This window comes from Micromonospora sp. M61, from assembly GCF_018070245.1.
Taxonomy (GTDB): Bacteria; Actinomycetota; Actinomycetes; order Mycobacteriales; family Micromonosporaceae; genus Micromonospora; species Micromonospora zamorensis.
On sequence record NZ_JAGPYA010000057.1, the window covers coordinates 1 to 16,332 of the forward strand.

The 16,332-nt window shown below is 71.2% G+C and carries 13 protein-coding genes; 8 read left to right on the forward strand and 5 right to left on the reverse strand.

Annotated elements, in window-relative coordinates:
* Positions 1-76: 76 nt before the first annotated feature.
* On the forward strand, positions 77-862 hold the full coding sequence (gene thiD / locus KBX34_RS26175; RefSeq protein ID WP_210927540.1) for a bifunctional hydroxymethylpyrimidine kinase/phosphomethylpyrimidine kinase: 786 nt from the start codon (positions 77-79) through the stop codon (positions 860-862).
* Between the two features lie 17 nt (positions 863-879).
* A complete protein-coding gene (thiC, locus tag KBX34_RS26180) occupies positions 880-2,472 on the forward strand; it encodes a phosphomethylpyrimidine synthase ThiC (RefSeq protein WP_210795334.1) in 1,593 nt (530 codons plus the stop codon).
* 162 nt (positions 2,473-2,634) lie between these two features.
* On the opposite strand, the gene KBX34_RS26185 is transcribed toward thiC, so the two are convergent.
* The 4 genes from KBX34_RS26185 to KBX34_RS26200 all read right to left on the reverse strand — a co-directional run bounded on the left by KBX34_RS26185 (position 2,635) and on the right by KBX34_RS26200 (position 7,713).
* Positions 2,635-5,592, reverse strand: coding sequence for a hypothetical protein (locus tag KBX34_RS26185; RefSeq protein WP_210927541.1), 2,958 nt, complete (start codon positions 5,590-5,592; stop codon positions 2,635-2,637).
* Between the two features lie 77 nt (positions 5,593-5,669).
* Entirely contained in the window at positions 5,670-5,978 is a 309-nt protein-coding gene (locus tag KBX34_RS26190; protein ID WP_007465195.1) for a cupin, read from the reverse strand.
* Complete coding sequence (locus tag KBX34_RS26195) at positions 5,975-6,925, reverse strand: LLM class F420-dependent oxidoreductase (RefSeq protein WP_088950211.1); 951 nt, start codon at positions 6,923-6,925, stop codon at positions 5,975-5,977. Before KBX34_RS26195 ends, KBX34_RS26190 begins: the two co-directional genes overlap by 4 nt.
* A 2-nt stretch (positions 6,926-6,927) precedes the next feature.
* Entirely contained in the window at positions 6,928-7,713 is a 786-nt protein-coding gene (locus tag KBX34_RS26200; RefSeq protein ID WP_088950210.1) for an ABC transporter ATP-binding protein, read from the reverse strand.
* Positions 7,714-7,984: 271 nt separating this feature from the next.
* On the opposite strand from KBX34_RS26200, the gene KBX34_RS26205 reads away from it, so the two are divergent.
* On the forward strand, positions 7,985-9,016 hold the full coding sequence (locus tag KBX34_RS26205) for an ABC transporter substrate-binding protein (RefSeq protein WP_210927543.1): 1,032 nt from the start codon (positions 7,985-7,987) through the stop codon (positions 9,014-9,016).
* 101 nt (positions 9,017-9,117) lie between these two features.
* A complete protein-coding gene (locus KBX34_RS26210) occupies positions 9,118-9,975 on the forward strand; it encodes an ABC transporter permease (protein ID WP_210795329.1) in 858 nt (285 codons plus the stop codon).
* A 77-nt stretch (positions 9,976-10,052) separates the two neighbouring features.
* On the opposite strand, the gene KBX34_RS26215 is transcribed toward KBX34_RS26210, so the two are convergent.
* Positions 10,053-11,231, reverse strand: coding sequence for an ABC transporter substrate-binding protein (locus tag KBX34_RS26215; protein WP_210795327.1), 1,179 nt, complete (start codon positions 11,229-11,231; stop codon positions 10,053-10,055).
* A gap of 444 nt (positions 11,232-11,675) precedes the next feature.
* Here KBX34_RS26215 and KBX34_RS26220 point away from each other — a divergent pair, with 444 nt between their 5' ends.
* The 4 genes from KBX34_RS26220 (at position 11,676) to KBX34_RS26235 (ending at position 16,294) form a co-directional block, all read left to right on the forward strand.
* The gene (locus tag KBX34_RS26220; RefSeq protein WP_210927545.1) at positions 11,676-14,831 is read left to right on the forward strand and encodes a nitrate- and nitrite sensing domain-containing protein; all 3,156 of its coding nucleotides are present in this window, start codon (positions 11,676-11,678) and stop codon (positions 14,829-14,831) included.
* Positions 14,828-15,235 carry a roadblock/LC7 domain-containing protein gene (locus KBX34_RS26225; protein WP_007465177.1) on the forward strand — a complete coding sequence of 136 codons (408 nt, stop codon included), beginning with the start codon at positions 14,828-14,830 and terminating at the stop codon, positions 15,233-15,235. The genes KBX34_RS26220 and KBX34_RS26225 overlap by 4 nt, the downstream gene beginning before the upstream one ends.
* 89 nt (positions 15,236-15,324) lie before the next feature.
* Entirely contained in the window at positions 15,325-15,690 is a 366-nt protein-coding gene (locus KBX34_RS26230) for a DUF742 domain-containing protein (RefSeq protein WP_088950207.1), read from the forward strand.
* Positions 15,671-16,294, forward strand: coding sequence for an ATP/GTP-binding protein (locus tag KBX34_RS26235; RefSeq protein ID WP_088950206.1), 624 nt, complete (start codon positions 15,671-15,673; stop codon positions 16,292-16,294). Before KBX34_RS26230 ends, KBX34_RS26235 begins: the two co-directional genes overlap by 20 nt.
* The last annotated feature ends 38 nt before the right edge of the window (positions 16,295-16,332 follow it).

The following is a 16,332-nucleotide window of genomic DNA, read 5'->3' on the forward strand; positions in this document are numbered from 1 at the left end:
CGCAGGGATCAAGCCTGACCGCCCGGAGTGGGCACGGTCGGCCGCAGCCCCCAACCGCAACCAAAGGCCAGGGAAAATGACCCCGCGAACACTGCTGACAATCGCCGGCTCAGACTCCGGCGGCGGCGCGGGCATCCAGGCCGACCTGAAGGTCTTCGCCGCGCTGGGCGCGTACGGCACCAGCGTCATCACGGCGGTCACCGCACAGAACACCCGAGGCGTCGACGCCGTCCTGCCGTTGCCTCCGCGCACGGTCACCGAGCAGTTGGACAGCGTGCTCGCCGACTTCACCGTCTCGGCGGTCAAGACGGGAATGCTCGGCACCCCGGCGGTCGCCGACGTGGTGGCGGAGGCCGCACGTGCCGGCCGGCTGCCCCAGCTCGTCGTCGACCCGGTGCTCGTCGCCACCAGCGGCCACCGGCTCGGCGTGGTGGGCGCGGTCGAGCGGCTGCTCCCGTACGCCACTGTGGCGACGCCGAACTGCGCGGAGGCCGCGGCCATCACCGGACGCCCGGTGGACGACGTGGCCGGGATGGTCGTGGCCGCCGAGGCGCTCGCGGCCGGCGGCCCGGACCACGTCGTGGTCACCGGGGGTGATCTGGACGGCGGCGAGGCGGTCGACGTGCTGCACGGCGGCGGTGTCACCACGCTGCTGCGCGCCCCCCGGGTGACGACCCGGCACACCCACGGGACCGGGTGTTCGTTCTCGGCGGCGATCGCCGTGCGGCTCGCGCTGGGTGATCCGGTGCCGGCGGCGGTGGGTGCCGCCAAGGAGTACGTGCTCCGTGCGCTGACCGGCGCGCGGGGTTGGGAGCTTGGCGCGGGGCGCGGACCGCTGAACCACTTCGGCTGGCCCGCTTGATCACCAGGGAGGCTGTCATGCACGCACGAGGCAAGGTGTACGTCGAGGGTTCGCGACCGGACGTCCGGGTGCCGTTCGCGGAGGTGGGGCTGACCGGGGATCTTCCGCCGGTGCGGCTCTACGACACGTCCGGCCCCGGGTCGGACCCGGAGGTCGGGTTGCCGCCGCTGCGGGGACCGTGGATCGCCGAGCGTGGTGACGTGGCGCCGGTACGGGGTGCGGGCACGCCACTCGCCGGGGTGGACGGTCGCCGGCCCACACAACTCGCGTACGCGCGGGCGGGTGTGGTGACGCCGGAGATGGAGTTCGTGGCGATCCGGGAGAACGTCGACCCGGAACTCGTACGGGCCGAGATCGCCGCCGGCCGGGCGGTGCTGCCGCTCAACGTGAACCATCCGGAGTGTGAGCCGGCGATCATCGGTAAGGCGTTCCTGGTCAAGGTGAACGCCAACATCGGCACCTCGGCGGTCAGTTCGTCGGTCGCCGAGGAGGTGGAGAAGCTCACCTGGGCCACCCGTTGGGGTGCGGACACCGTGATGGACCTGTCCACCGGGAAGCGGATCCACGAGACCCGCGAGGCGATTGTGCGGAACTCCCCGGTGCCGATCGGGACGGTGCCGATCTACCAGGCGTTGGAGAAGGTCGGCGGTGACCCGGTGAAGCTGAGCTGGGAGGTGTTCCGGGACACCGTGATCGAGCAGGCCGAGCAGGGCGTGGACTACATGACGGTGCACGCCGGGGTGCTGCTGCCGTACGTGCCGCTGGCCGTGGACCGGGTCACCGGGATCGTCTCCCGGGGCGGCTCGATCATGGCGGCCTGGTGCCTGGCGCACCACGAGGAGAACTTCCTCTACACCAACTTCGCGGAGCTGTGCGCGCTGCTCGCCAAGTACGACGTGACGTTCTCCCTCGGCGACGGGCTGCGCCCCGGCTCGATCGCGGACGCCAACGACGAGGCGCAGTTCGCCGAGCTGCGCACCCTCGGCGAGCTGACGACTGTCGCCTGGGAGTACGACGTCCAGGTGATGATCGAGGGCCCTGGCCACGTGCCGATGCACAAGATCAAGGAGAACGTGGACCTCCAGCAGGAGTGGTGCCACGAGGCGCCCTTCTACACGCTCGGTCCGCTGACCACCGACATCGCGCCGGCGTACGACCACATCACCTCGGCGATTGGCGCCGCGATGATCGGCATGTTCGGCACCGCGATGCTCTGCTACGTGACCCCGAAGGAGCACCTCGGGCTGCCGGACCGGGACGACGTGAAGGCGGGCGTGATCGCGTACAAGATCGCCGCGCACGCGGCCGACCTGGCCAAGGGGCACCCCGGCGCGCAGGAGTGGGACGACGCGCTGTCGAAGGCACGCTTCGAGTTCCGCTGGGAGGACCAGTTCAACCTCTCGCTGGACCCGGAGACCGCTCGGTCGTACCACGACGCGACCCTGCCCGCCGAGCCCGCGAAGACGGCGCACTTCTGCTCGATGTGCGGCCCGAAGTTCTGCTCCATGAAGATCACCCAGGAGCTGAAGGAGTACGCGGCCCGCGGCATGAAGGACAAGTCTGAGGAGTTCGTCTCCGGCGGCGGCCGGGTGTATCTGCCGCTGGCCTGAACCGGCGCGGTGCGCACTCTTGGGTGATCGGGTCGGGGTGATCGACTCGGGTTCACTGATGTCGCGGTGTCCGGGCCGGTGGGACAGGCCGACATCAGTGAACCCGAGTGGATCAAGCAGGTAGGCAGGTCGATCGGCGTTCCGACGTGCCCGCGGGTGGGGTCACTCGCGGTGGTGCCGACCGGTGGAGCGCAGCGACCGGCGACCGTTGTCCTGCTCCGGCTCGTTGTCCGACACCGGCTTGCTCAGCCCGGCGACCCAGTCGACGAACTCCTCATCCTTTGCAGGCAGCGGCTCCACGTTGTCTGCCGCCACCTGGCTCTCCTCGTCGGCCCGGGACCGGTTGCGGCGGAAGAGGCCACCGAGCCGTCCTCGGCGGGAAGGCTGCTCGGCAACCTTGCCCGGCTTCGACGCGGCCGGTGTGGCGTCGGTGCTCGCCGACTGGTCGGTGCCGGCGTCGGTGTCGGCGTCGGAGGGCGTGCCGGCCGCGCCCGGCACGACCGGTGCGTCCGGCCGACTCGGGCTTCCAACGCGGGCGGCTGTCTCGCCGGTCGCGGCCGGGCTGGTCGGCGTCGTCCGATCCGCCGAACTGTCCGCTGCCTCCGCCTGTCCGGCGCGCCGGGTGGTGTCGAAGGCGTTCCAGGAGCTGGCCCGGCTCAGGTCCGGCATTGGCGCCCGGTGTCGGGGCCTCGGCGTCGGTCCGGTCGCCTTGTCCGACCCGGTCGGCGTCTCCGATGTCGCTGGCCCCGGTGCGGAGGTCTGCGGCGGCACCGTCCAGGCCGCGCTGACCGGCCAGTCCGAAGGTGCTGGTTTCCATCGGTCGGCGTCCGGGTCACCGGCGGCAGTGCTCCCGAACAACCCGGTGCCGGGACCGTCCTCGGTGGCGGCCGGCTCGTCGTCGGCTTCGCCCGCCCGCTGGGTTGCGGATGCGCTGGTCGGGTCGGCGGTGTTGGCCTTCGGGCTGGTTGCGGTGGTCGGGGTGCGCGGCGGGTTGGCGGCGTCGGCCTTCGAGCTGGTTGCGGCGGCCTCGCTGCGCGGCAGGTCGGCTGCCCCCGCCACTGCGCTACTCGCGGCCGGGGCGCGGGGAGGCTTGGTCGCTCCCGCCTTCGGGTCGGCTACTTCCGCCTTCGAGCTGGTCGCTTCCGCCTTCGGGCGGGGTGCTTCCTTCGGCACGGGCGCCTCGGCCGGGACGCGGGACGACTGGGCTGTTTCCGCCGCCGGGTCGGCTGCTTCCGTTCCGGCGGTTGCGGCCCGGGTGCGGGGCGGCTTGACCGCCTCGGCCTTGGCGCCGGCCGGTGTCGCCGTCGAACCGCTTGCGGCGGTCGGGGCGGCTGTCGTCGCGCCGCTTGTGGGCGGGACCACTGCTGTCGCGCCGCTCGTGGTGGTCGGATCGGCGTCGGTGCCCGGGCTCTGCTTGCTCGGAACGGGAGCGGCGGTGACCGTGCCAGAACCGGTGCTGTCGGCGGACCTGCCCGCCCGGGGGACCTTCCTGCTGCGGCCGGTGGCCGCCTCGTCGGCGGTATCCGACTCGGATGGCGCGGCGTCATCGACAGGGCCGGAGATCGCTGCACCCGGGCTGACCTTCGGCTTACGGACCCGGCGCGGCTTGCTCGGCACCGCCGCATCACCCGTACCGGCGTCGGCCGCGCTTGCGCTGGTGGTTCCGGTGCTGGCCGCTTCGGTGGCGGTCGTGCCGGTGCTGGTGGTTCCGGTGCTGGCCGTTCCCGCACCAGGCGTGCCCGTGGCGGTCGTGAGCGTGTTTGTTGCGCTGTCGGTCGGGGCGCTGGCAGGGCCGACTGTCGGGGTGGCGGCATCGGCGCGGCCGGCCTTGGCGCTGGCCGGGGTGGCGTCGGTGGGGCTGCTGACGCTGGTCGCGCCTGAGCGCTCGCTCTCGACCGGGGAGGTGACATCGTCCGGGATCGACCGGCGCGTCTGAGCTCCGGCGGTGAACTCGCCGGTCGGATCGGTCAGCCAGGCTGCGGGTTTCGCCGCAACGGCGGGGGTCGGGCCATCCTGGCCGCCCGTGGTGGACGCCGGCCAGTCCCAGTGGGCCGGGGTGGTGCGTACGCCATCGGAGCCGGCTGCGGCCCTCGGGCCTGCGACGACACCACCGACGGGCTTGGTGTCGGCGGTCGGGTCCGCGTCGGTGCGGTCGGTGGTGTCCGGGTCGTTCGTCGACTTCGCCGACGCGGTGCCCGGCAGGGCCGGGCCGGGGGGCAGTGGGCGCAGGATGTCGGACGGCTCGATCGCCTGCGAATCCGCGCTGCGAGCGCCGGTCGGCCAGCGCAGCAGCGCTGCGGCCGCCGCGCCGAGCGCACCGGCGAGGATCGCGATCAACGAGCCGTAATAGGGAGTGGCCTGGTAGCGGTCCACGGCGTCACCCGGGCCGGCGGTCAGGTACGCGAATGCCACCAGCACCGGACCGGCGACCCCGGTGGCCCCGCTGATCAGGGGTGCCTGGCCCCGCCAGCGAGCCAGCCCGGCGGTCGCCACGCCGGCAAGCAGCGCCACGATGGGCAGCAGGAGCAGCGACAGCCGTTGCGCGGCGTCGTCGGCCAGCCAGCTCGGCTCCAGGACGCCGAGCCGCACGGTCGGCAGCGGGCCGGTCGTGCCGAGCGACGGCAGGACCGAGATCAGCGCCAGCAGCCAGACCGCGCCGGCCACCGCGGCCATGTTCCAGCCCAGCTCGGGCCGGAACAGAACGGCGATCGCCGCGCCCGCCCCGATGACCGCACCGAGTACGGCGCAGATGCCCACCGCCCACACCGGGTCGACGGAGATCAACTCGGCGGCGCGGGCGGGCTGCATGCAGAGGGGAGCGATGACGGTGGCACCGAGCGCCGCCGCGCCACCGATCGCCAGCTGCCGGCCGGTGCTGACCGCCGGCGTGTCGCGGCGAGCGAGGCGTCCGGTCAGGACGGCGCCGACGACGGCGGCGTTCGCGGCGAACCAACCCACCCAGACGAGCTGGGTCGGCCACTGATTGACGGTCGTACCGGTGAAGGCGCCGGTCAGCCGGACGATGCCGAAACCGTACGCGACGCCGAGCTGGCCGGCTCCGGCCAGCACGCTCACCCCGAGCGCCGTGAGCAGCAGTCTGCCCCAGGTCCGAAAGGCCATGTCGGGCACGTTACGCACCCGGTACACCGAATCGCCACCGGCACGCCGCGCGACGCGCAGGCCCGCGCTCGGCGGGTCTACTTGAGTTCGACCAGCCGAGCCAGGTAAGTCGTGTCTCCGACATTGGTGAGCATATGTACCGCGCCCGGATCCCGGTAGACCACGCCGCCGGTGGGCTCGTCGGCGTCGATCCGGGTGCCGTCGATGGTCTGCACGACGTTCTTCGCGCCCTCGATCGCCACCACCAGGTAGGGGTGGTCGTGCCGGTGCAGCGGCTGCCGCTCGCCGGGTTCGAGGCGGATGTGCCAGACCCGGACCCGGTCGTTCTCGTACACGATCTCCTGGCCCACCGGCCCGAGTTCGGTTCCGTCGATCACGTCGGTCATCGTTCTCCGTCCAGTTGGGGGAGCACCTCGGCGGCGATCAGTTCGAGGTGGTCGAGGTCATTGAAGTCGATCAGACGCAGGTGGACCCGGGTGGCGCCGGCTGCGGCGAACTCGCCGATCCGCTGCGCGAGCTGCGCGGGTGAGCCGACCACCGGGTCCTCCGGAGGCAGCGCGCTCTTCTCGTGCAGGGGTGCGGCCCGCCGCTGGGCTTCGGCGTCGGTCCGGCCGATGGCCACGACGATCCCGGCGGAGAGCACCAGCGGGTCGCGCCCGGACTCCGCCCGCCCGGTGCGCTCGCATGCCTCAAGCACCCGGTCGTACGCCTTGGCGGTGTCCGCCACGGACTTGAACGGCATGTTGAACTCGGCGGCGTACCGGGCGGCCAGCTCGGGGGTGCGCTTGGGACCGCGACCGCCCACGATGATCGGGGGCCCGGGCACCTGCACCGGCTTGGGCAGGGCGGGCGCGTCCACGAGCCGGTAGTGGTCGCCGGTGAAGCTGTAGGTCTCGCCGGACGGGGTGCTCCACAGCCCGGTGATGACCTCAAGCTGCTCGGCCAGCCGGTCGAAGCGCTCGCCGACCGGCGGGAACGGGATGCCGTACGAGGTGTGCTCGCGCTCGTACCAGCCGGCGCCGATACCCAGGTCGACCCGGCCGCCGCTCATCTGGTCGACCTGCGCGACCATCACCGCGAGCGGGCCGGGCAGGCGGAAGGTGGCCGACGTCACCAGGGTGCCGAGCCGGATCCGCTCGGTCTCCCGGGCCAGCGCGGCGAGGGTCAGCCAGGCGTCCGTGGGGCCGGGGAGGCCCGGGTCGGCGCCCATCGACTGGTAGTGGTCGGCTCGGAGGAAGCCTTCGTACCCACAGGCCTCGACCAGCCGCGCGAACCGGAGTTGGGTGTCGTAGGTGGCGCCCCGGTTGGGTTCGGTGAAGACCGACACCCGCATGCTCATCGTCCTTCCGTGCTGGCCGTGGCCGGTTCGTCGCGTTCCATCAACAGCTCGTGCAGGTCGGCGCTGACTCGCGCGACGTCAGCCAGGTGGGCGTTGCGGCCGAGGGTGCGGGGCCGGGGGATGTCGACGTCGAGCACCTTGCGGATCCGGCCGGGGCGGGGGCTCAGCACGACCACCCGGTCGGCGAGCAGCACCGCCTCGTCGATGGAGTGGGTGACGAAGACGATGGTCGGCTTGTTCTCCATGTGCACCCGCTGGAGTTCGCCGGAGAGTTCCTCGCGGGTGAGCGCGTCCAGCGCGGAGAACGGCTCGTCCATCAGCATCACGCGGGGCTCACCGATCAGCGACCGGCACAGCGAGACCCGCTGCTGCATGCCGCCGGAGAGTTCGTGCGGCAGCCGCTTCTCGAACCCGGCCAACCCGGCCACGTCGAGCAGTCGCCGGGCCCGCTCGCGGTGCTTGGCGCGGCTCCAGCCGAAGATCTCCACCGGCAGGAGGACGTTGTCCAGCACGGTGCGCCAGGGCAGCAGCGCCGGCTTCTGGAACAGCATGGCGATGTCCTGGCGAGGGCGGGTGATCGGCGTACCGGCCACGGTGATCTCGCCAGCGGTCAGCGGGAGCAGCCCGGCGATCAGCCGCAGCAGGGTGGACTTGCCGCAGCCGGAGCGGCCGAGCACGGCGACGAACTCACCCTCGGCGACGTCGAGGTCGATGCCGCGCAGCGCCTCCACCCGGCCGGATCGGCCATCGAAGGTACGGGACACCCCGGACAGTCGGATCATCTCCGGCGCACCTCCGCTGAGTGGACGGTCAGGAATCCGACAAAGGCTAGCGGGCGTGTCTACGTATCGCACCGTCCGGGGTGGTCGTCAGGTTGTTTCCGTTCCGCAACCCGATATGCCTGGCGTCGCAACTGTGGGTTTCTCGTACGCTGTGCCCGCGAAGAGTCCCCTCACGACGGCGGTGCCCGGCTTCCACCCCTCCTGCCGGCCCGTCACGACAACCCCCTCCGGTGGCCCGTCGGCCCCGGTAGGAAAGGACATGGTGCTACTGATGAGAAGGCTGACCCGTACGGTCGCTACGGCCGCGCTGGCCACTGCCCTCGCTCTCGTTTCCGCCTGCAGCAGCGGGTCGGACTCGTCAGACGACGCCAAGGGCGGCAACGGCGGTGGGCTGGAAAAGGTGACCTACCTCACCTCTTTCGGTAACTTCGGCCGTGACTCCTACGCCTGGGTGGCAAAGGAGAAGGGCTTCTTCAAGGACGCCGGTTTCGACGTCGAGATCAAGCCCGGTCAGGGCACCGGTGGTGTGATCCAGACCATCGTCGGTGGCCAGGCCCAGTTCGGCCCGATCGACCTCACCGGCGGTCTGCTCCAGGTCGGCAACGGCCAGGCGAAGGACTTCACCGTGGTGGCCGCGATCCAGCAGCGCACCATGGCCGGCATTGCCACCGTCGAGGGCAAGAACATTGCCTCCCCGAAGGACCTGGAGGGCAAGAAGCTCGCCGACACCCCCGGGTCCGTGGTCCGCAACCTGTTCCCGACGTACGCCCGGCTCGCCGGTGTTGACGAGAACAAGGTGACCTGGGTCAACGGTGAGGCGCAGAACCTGATCAGCACGCTGGCCACCGGCCAGGTGGACGGCATCGGCCAGTTCGTCGTCGGTCAGCCGACGATCGAGGCGGTGGCCAAGAAGAAGGCCGTCATGCTGCCGTACAGCAACGTGATGCAGGACCTCTACGGCAACGTGCTGATCACCTCCTCCAAGATCGCCAAGGAGAAGCCCGAGATGGTGAAGAAGTTCACCGCGGCGCTGCTCAAGGGCCTGGAGTACAGCCTGGCCAACTCCAAGGAGGCCGGCGAGATCCTGAAGAAGAACGTGGAGGGCGCCAACCCGGTCGCCGCCGCCGCCGAGCTTGAGCTGATGGCCGCGTACGTGCGCTCCGGCAACACCGGCACCGCGATCGGCACCCTGGACAGCGGTCGGGTCGCCAAGAGCATCGCCATCCTGCAGGGCGCTGGCGCGCTGAAGCAGAACATCACCCCCGAGCAGATCATCGACTTCAGCCTCGCGCCGAAGGCCTGATCGTCCGGTCGTCACCAGGGGGTACGTTCCGCCGACTCCGGTGGGACGTACCCCCGTCGCTCGTCGGCCCCCTGGGGGCCGAGGATTTCGAGGAGGACAAGATGACCGACGTCCGGTCAGCGGATCCGGCGGTGGCGGCATCCCCACCCCCGGGCGCCGGCCCCGAGGCGGGGCGCGCGGGTCGAGGTGTCAGCCTCCGGGCCGGGGCCGGGGCGGCGCTGCCCGCGGCCGGCCTCCTGATCGCCCTGGCGGCGTGGTGGCTGATCGCCCGGTTGGAGCTGGTCCACCCCGCGGCTCTGCCACCGCCCGGTGCTGTGCTCGCCGCGTTCGTCGACAAGCCCGCCCAGATGCTGGAGCACACCTGGGACACCCTGCTGGAGATCCTGATCGGCTTCGCGCTCTCGGCGGCGGCCGGTGTCCTGATCGGACTCTCCCTGGCCAGCTCCCGCACGGTGGAGCGGATGTTCACCCCGCTACTGGTCGCGGTGAACGCGGTGCCGAAGATCACGCTGGGCCCGTTGTTGGTGGTGGCACTCGGCTGGGGTCAGAAGCCGATCCTGACCATGGTGTTCCTGCTCTGCTTCTTCCCGATCGTGCTCTCGACCGCGACCGGGCTCACCACCACGCCGGCTGACCTGGCCGAACTGGTGCGCTCCTGGAACGCCTCCCGCTGGCAGGCGTTCCGCAAGGTGCGCTTCCCGGCCGCGCTGCCGCAGATCTTCGTCGGGCTCAAGGTGGCCATGCCACTGGCCGCGATCGGCGCGGTGATCGGTGAGTTCCAGGCCGGCGAGAGTGGTCTCGGCTTCGTGATCACGCAGTACGCCGGTATCGGCGACACCGCCACCGCGTGGGCGGCGATCATGTTGGTGGCGCTGGTGAGCATCCTGCTCTACTCGGCGCTCGTGCTGAGCGAACGGATCGCCCTGCCCTGGGTCCGCGAAACCACCAGCAGCCGCTGACCCGCCGCACGCCGGAACGAAGAGGGCCGGCCTCCCCGTCGGGAGGCCGGCCCTCTATGCACGGTGGCCGGGAAGCGTTACCCCGCCAGGCGCCAGCGGCCGTTACGGGCGACCAACGTGGTGAGCGCCTGCGGCATCAGGCCGCTGTGGTTGTCCGGCGTCATTCGGATCGGGCCGGACAGGCCATCCATCTGGGACGTTTCGAGCACGTCCCGAAGGCCGTCGCGGTCCACCTTGCCGACCTCACCGCCGGCGCGCAGTTCCGCGTCGGCGATCAACTGCATGGCGTCCGCGGCGAAGGACGACGACCCGTTGTAGCCGCCGAAACGTGCCGTGTAGTCCTGGAACCACTGTCGTCGCGCCGCCTTGGCCGGCGTCGTCGCGATCACGTCGTCGATCACCATGGTCTGGGTGAAGATCAGCGTGGCCCGCTCGGTGGCCCTGGCTGCCTCGCCGAGGAAGAGGTCACCGGCCGCGCCCGCGTCGAAGAACAGCGACCCGCGGAAGGTGGTCTGCGAAGCGCTGGTGGCCGCCAGCGTCGCCTGCTCCGGCGGCGTCCAGAAGACGAGCGCGTCGGGCTTGCCCGACGTCAGCTGCCGGACCTGCTGACTGACGTCGGTGTCGGTGGTCTTGACCTTCTGCTCGCGCAGCGTGATTTTGGCCTTGTTCAGCTCGCTCCTGAGTGCGGTCGCGCCCTCCCGGCCGTAGTCGTCGTCGCTGACGAGCATCCCCACCTTGCGGAGGTTGTTGCGACGCAGTTCGGTGGTGAGTGCGGCGGCGCTGTCCACGGCGTTGGGGCCGAGCTTGAACACGTAGCGCCGCTCGGCGACCGGGCTGGCGATCGCGCCGGAAGCGGCGAGCGCAATGGTGGGAATCCGCTTCTCGTTGATGGTGCCGACCGCACCGACCGCGCATTCGTTACAGCCGCCCATGATGATGGCGCTGACTTGGGAATCGCTGCTGAAGTCGACGATGTTGCGAAGTGACTCGGCCGAGTCGGAACGGTTGTCCTTCACCTTCAGCTCGATCTTCCGGTTGTTCAGTGCTCCGGAGGAGTTCAACTGGTCCCTCTTGAGTTCCAGTGCGCGCTGGTATGCCCGCCCGACGGGGGCGGCGGCGCCGGAGAGTTCGAGGTCGGCAGCGATCACGATCGGACTCGTGTCCTGCTCCGCCCCGCCAAACTGGCAGCCGGTGAGCGTGGTGGCCACTACGGCCGATGCGAGCGCCGCGATGGTCGCGGAGCGGATGGGGCTCAACTCAGTCCTCCAGGTGCGGGCGCGGGCGCTGCCCGGTCACCGCCGCTAATCCGTCCTCAGTGGAGGACGGTATCTCCTCTGCCGTACGGTGTGCGCGAAGCCTGCAAAACCTTGCCAATGGCCGGCGCTGTGGTCAAGCGCGGACCCCGGCAGCATTCTCGGGACGGTCATCCCACATGCTGGGGTAACGCAATGTTTGCAAAAGCTCACTTTGCACACACGCGTGACCACTCTGGAGTTACATGCCCTGTTCAGGGGCTTGCGGAAATGAAGGTATCAGTTGCCCGGATCACGGGATGCGCTCCGTCCGACCGTTTCCTACCTCACTGCGGCTTCCCAAACCCGATCTTCTCTGATGAAATCGCGGCCGTGCCGCGCGTGGTCCCCTCCGCTTACGGCATGGCTCGGCGGCTCAGGCGGGGAAGAAACGACGGAGGCGATGTCGTGAGCACCGGACCGACGACCCTGCCCGCGCTCGGCGACAGCGCTCGGCGTCCCCGCCGAGGGTTGCCGAGACTGCGCGACGCCCGGATCCGGTCCAAGCTGGCCCTGATCCTGGTTGTCCCGGTGGCGGCGGTGATCGCGCTGGCGACGGTCCGCCTGGTCTCCATTGGCGAGGGTGCCTTCGACGCCACCCAGGCCCGATCGCTGACGGCCCTCTCCATCGACGTCAGCGCCCTCACCCAGGACCTTCAGGCCGAGCGGATGGCCGCCGCGGCCTACCTGGCCAAACCGAAGCAGGCGGCCGACGCGTACAACCTGCGGGTCCGCCAGACGCAGCAGCAGGTGGACGAGTACCGCGCCGAGCGAGGCCGGGTCGGCGAGGTGCCGACCGCCCTGCGCGAGCGGCTGGTCGCCATCGACGACCACCTGGCAACCCTGGACGGCACCCGCCAGCAGGTGCTGGGCCGCCAGCAGATGGCCGTTGCCGAGGCAGTGCTCCGCTACGGCGTGATCCTCACCGACCTAGTCTCGTACGGTGACGGCCTGGCCCAGTTGCCCGGCGACGAGAGCCTGGGGGACAGCCGGCGTGCGGTCTCCGCCTTCGCCCGCGCCAAGGCCTCCGTCGCCGAGGAGCAGGCGGTCGCCTTCACCGCGTTGACGGCGGGTCAGCTCGACTCGGAGCAGTTCTCGTCCTTCGTGGCGACGCTGACCGGTCAGCAGGAGGCCCTGGTCGCGTTCTCGCTGGCCGCCGACCCGGTGCAGCGCGCCCTGGTCGACAGCACCGTCTCCGGTGACGCGGTCGGCCTGGCCGACCGGGTGGCCACCGACATCACCCGCTCGGTCGGGCAGCGCCCGCTGGTCACCGCGCAGGACGCCACCGCCGCCATCGGCGCGGTCAACGACCTGATGCGCTGGGCCGAGATCCAACTGCAGGACCGCCTGCTCCAGCAGGCCGACGAGGCACGCTCGGACGTCATCCGGCAGGCCGTGGTCGAGTCGATCCTGGTGCTGCTGACCCTGATCATCGCCATTTCGCTGGCCGTGGTGCTGGCCCGCTCGCTCAACCACTCGCTGCGCCGGCTGCGTGAGGGCGCCCTCTCGGTGGCCAACCACGACCTGCCGGACGCGGTGCAGCGGCTGCAGACCATGGGCAGCGTGGGCGACGGCGGGGTGGAGGAGATCGTCCGCCAGGTCCGGGACCCGATCCAGCTCAACACCCGCGACGAGGTCGGTCAGGTGGCGTTGGCCTTCAACGTCGTCCACCGCGAGGCGGTGCGGGTCGCCGCCGAGCAGGCTGCGCTGCGTACCAGCGTCTCGGCGATGTTCCTCAACCTGGCACGTCGTAGTCAGACCCTGGTCGACCGAATGATCGGCGAGCTGGACGCGATCGAGCGCGGCGAGGAGGACCCGAAGAGGCTCGCGCAGCTCTTCGAGCTCGACCACCTGGCCACCCGAATGCGCCGCAACGACGAGAACCTGCTGGTCCTGGCCGGCGCCGACTCCGCCGCACCGCGCCACGACAACGCGCTGGTGGTGGACGTCCTGCGCGCCGCCCAGTCCGAGGTCGAGCTGTACAACCGCATCGAGTTCGGGACGGTCGACACCGACATCTCGGTGGCCGCGCACGCTGTCAACGACGTGGTACGCCTCGTCGCCGAGCTGCTCGACAACGCCACCCGGTTCTCGCCACCGAACACCACGGTGGTGGCCGACGGTCGCCGCATCCGTGACTACGTCCTGATCCAGATCGAGGACCGCGGGCTCGGCCTCACCGACGAACAGCTCGACTCGCTCAACCGTCGGTTGGCCGCCCCGCCGAGCGTCGACGTCGCCGCGTTCCGGCTGATGGGCCTGGCCGTGGTGAGCCGGCTCGCTTCCCGCTACGGCATCCGGGTCGAGCTGCGCCGCAACGTCGAGGGCGGCACCGTCGCCCAGGTGACGCTGCCCGCCGCCACGGTGGTGCTGCCCAGCAACCGGGGACGCGACCAGGCGCTCACGCGGCCGCGTCAACCGATGGCCGTGGAGCAGACGCCGCTCACGCCGGTCGGTCACAGCGAGCAGTTCGCCGGTGCCGCGACCTCGGCGGCGACGCTGCCTGACCAGTGGCGGAGCAGCCCACCGGCACCCGCCCAGTGGCAGTCCCCGCTGGACTCGCGGGACACCAACTCTCCGGTACAGGCGGGTGGCTACGCCGGCACCCGCTCGGCAGCTCCGGCGGCACCGGCCCCCGTCGCCCCGCTCCCGCCGGCGCGGCCCGTGTACAGCAACGGCGCGGGCGCCTCGGCGGGCAGCCCGACAGTGGCCTACCCGACCATCGATCCGCTGCCCCGGCGCGGCTCGACCCCGGACACCGCCGACGGGCGTGGCGCGACGCCGGGCCTGCCGGTCGGGCCGGTCGCCGGCCTCGGCGCGGTGGCACCGCCCGCCGCGCCCCCGGCACCTGCTGCTCCGCCGGTACCCGCCGCACCGGTCAGCACCCGGCCGGACTTCCCGGCCGAGGCGCCGATCTTCCGGGAGATGGAGGCGGTCTGGTTCCGGTCGCACGGCGACGACGCCACCGCGATCTTCACCCGACCCAATTTCGACGAGCCGGCCGACGCCGGCCTGCGCTCGGGCAACGGCGCTCAGTCGAGTGCCGGGTCCGTGCCGCCCGCCGCGCCGGCCCGGCCGAAACTGCCGACCCGTACCCCGGGCAGTTCCAACACCGACGGCACCAGCACGCCAAGTGCCGCAGGCCATGGCACCAGCACGTCGGGTGCCGCAGGCCATGGCACCGCGACCGGCGACGGCTTCGGAGCGCCGCCCGCGGCGCCGCCGTCGTACACGCCGCCTCCGGCGGCCCGACCGGCACCGGCCGCGCCCAGTGCGCCCGCGGTGGACCCGGGCGCCTGGCGGACGGCGGCCGACGAGGGCTGGTCCCGTGCGAGCAGGGCGGCCGAACCGGCTCCCGCCGGGACCACCCGTTCCGGGTTGCCCAAGCGGGTGCCGCAGCAACAGCTCGTGCCGGGCGGCATCGAACCGAAGAGCGGCCGGGACCGCAGCCGGCGGACCCCGGATGAAGTACGAGGTCTGCTGTCGGCCTACCACCGCGGTGTGCAGCGCGGTCGGACGGCCGGGACGGACCTGAACAGCACCTCGACCAAGGAGAGCCGATGAACAGGCCAGCTGCCATGCAGGACATGGGTTGGCTGCTCACCAACTTCGCCGACAGCGTGGCGGGTATCGCCCACGTGGTGGCGGTGTCCGCCGACGGGCTGCTGCTCGCGTCCTCCCGGGACCTGCCGGGGGACCGGGCGGATCAGCTCGCCGCGATCACCTCCGGTGTGGTGAGCCTGACCGAGGGCGCAGCCCGGATGTTCAGCGCGGGCGGGGTGTTGCAGACAGTCATCGAGATGGACAGCGGGTATCTCTTCCTGATGTCGATCAGCGACGGATCGTCGATGGCCGTGCTGGCCGCGCGCAGCTGCGACGTGGGCCAGGTGGGCTACGAGATGGCCCTGCTGGTCGAGCGGGTGGGTGCCGCGCTGGTGCCGCTGCCGCGTGACGCGGTGCGCTCCTAGCACCGGAAGACGGCGCTCGAACCGCGCGCCGAAGCAGGACGAAAGGCGGCACTGGCCGGGCTCTACAGTGGACGGGGAGGTGATCGGGAATGGACCAACGGCGCGTTGACCCGCGTGGCGCGCTGGTGCGTCCGTACGCGGTCACCCGGGGTCGTACCGAACCTCGGCAGGACATCGCCCTGGAGGCCGTCCTGACCGCGTCGCTCACCCAGGTTGCCGAGTCCCGCTTCGCCGGGCATGACAAGCACCGAATCGCCACGGTCTGTGAGGGCCGAGCACAGTCGTTGGCGGAGATCGCCGCGTACACCCGGATGCCGCTGGGCGTCGCCCGGGTGTTGGTCGCCGACATGGTGGCCGAGAGCCTGCTGACGTTACACACTGCTGCTCCCGCCGAGGGGTTCGAGGAGCGGATGGAACTGCTTGGAAGGGTGCTAAGTGGACTTCGCAGGCTATGACCCCGCTAGGGGGCGGCCGGGCCGGGGAATCGTCTCCGCGAAGATCGTCGTCGCGGGCGGCTTCGGCGTTGGTAAGACGACACTGGTCGGGGCGATCTCCGAGATCACACCGCTGACCACAGAGGCGTTGATGACAGCGGCGGGTGTCGGCATCGACGACCCGTCCAAGGTGCCGGGCAAGGAGACCACCACGGTCGCCATGGACTTCGGCCGTATCACGATGGCCCAGGACCTGATCCTGTACCTCTTCGGTACACCGGGTCAGACCCGCTTCTGGTTCATGTGGGACGAGATCATCCGAGGGGCGGTGGGTGCCGCCGTGCTGGTGGACACGCGCCGGATCACCGACGCCTTCGCCCCGCTGGACTACTTCGAGAACCGCAACCTGCCGTACGTGGTGGCCCTGAACCGGTTCGACGGTGCTCCCCAGTACGAGCTGGAGGAGGTCCGCGAGGCGCTGGCCATCTCGCCGCAGGTGCCGCTGGTGATGACCGACGCCCGGCACCGGGACTCGGTCAAGCAGGTGCTGGTGACGGTGGTCGAGCACGCCATGCTCCGCCTTGAGGCCGAGCACGGGCGGGGTTTCCCCACGCCTGTCGGCTGAGCCGTCGGGTCATGGCCGGCCGGCGCACGCCGGTCGGC

What these genes read in the sequence shown, in the direction of transcription:
- KBX34_RS26190 (WP_007465195.1), bottom strand. Translation starts at nt 5,978, where the DNA reads ATGACCGACGTGATCGACGGAACCGAACTCGGGCCGGTGGGCCAGGAG.
- KBX34_RS26185 (WP_210927541.1), bottom strand. Translation starts at nt 5,592, where the DNA reads ATGGCCTTTCGGACCTGGGGCAGACTGCTGCTCACGGCGCTCGGGGTG.
- KBX34_RS26195 (WP_088950211.1), bottom strand. Translation starts at nt 6,925, where the DNA reads ATGCGGGTGTCGGTCTTCACCGAACCCAACCGGGGCGCCACCTACGAC.
- KBX34_RS26230 (WP_088950207.1), top strand. Translation starts at nt 15,325, where the DNA reads ATGGACCAACGGCGCGTTGACCCGCGTGGCGCGCTGGTGCGTCCGTAC.
- thiD (WP_210927540.1), top strand. Translation starts at nt 77, where the DNA reads ATGACCCCGCGAACACTGCTGACAATCGCCGGCTCAGACTCCGGCGGC.
- KBX34_RS26210 (WP_210795329.1), top strand. Translation starts at nt 9,118, where the DNA reads ATGACCGACGTCCGGTCAGCGGATCCGGCGGTGGCGGCATCCCCACCC.
- KBX34_RS26225 (WP_007465177.1), top strand. Translation starts at nt 14,828, where the DNA reads ATGAACAGGCCAGCTGCCATGCAGGACATGGGTTGGCTGCTCACCAAC.
- KBX34_RS26200 (WP_088950210.1), bottom strand. Translation starts at nt 7,713, where the DNA reads ATGATCCGACTGTCCGGGGTGTCCCGTACCTTCGATGGCCGATCCGGC.
- KBX34_RS26205 (WP_210927543.1), top strand. Translation starts at nt 7,985, where the DNA reads ATGAGAAGGCTGACCCGTACGGTCGCTACGGCCGCGCTGGCCACTGCC.
- thiC (WP_210795334.1), top strand. Translation starts at nt 880, where the DNA reads ATGCACGCACGAGGCAAGGTGTACGTCGAGGGTTCGCGACCGGACGTC.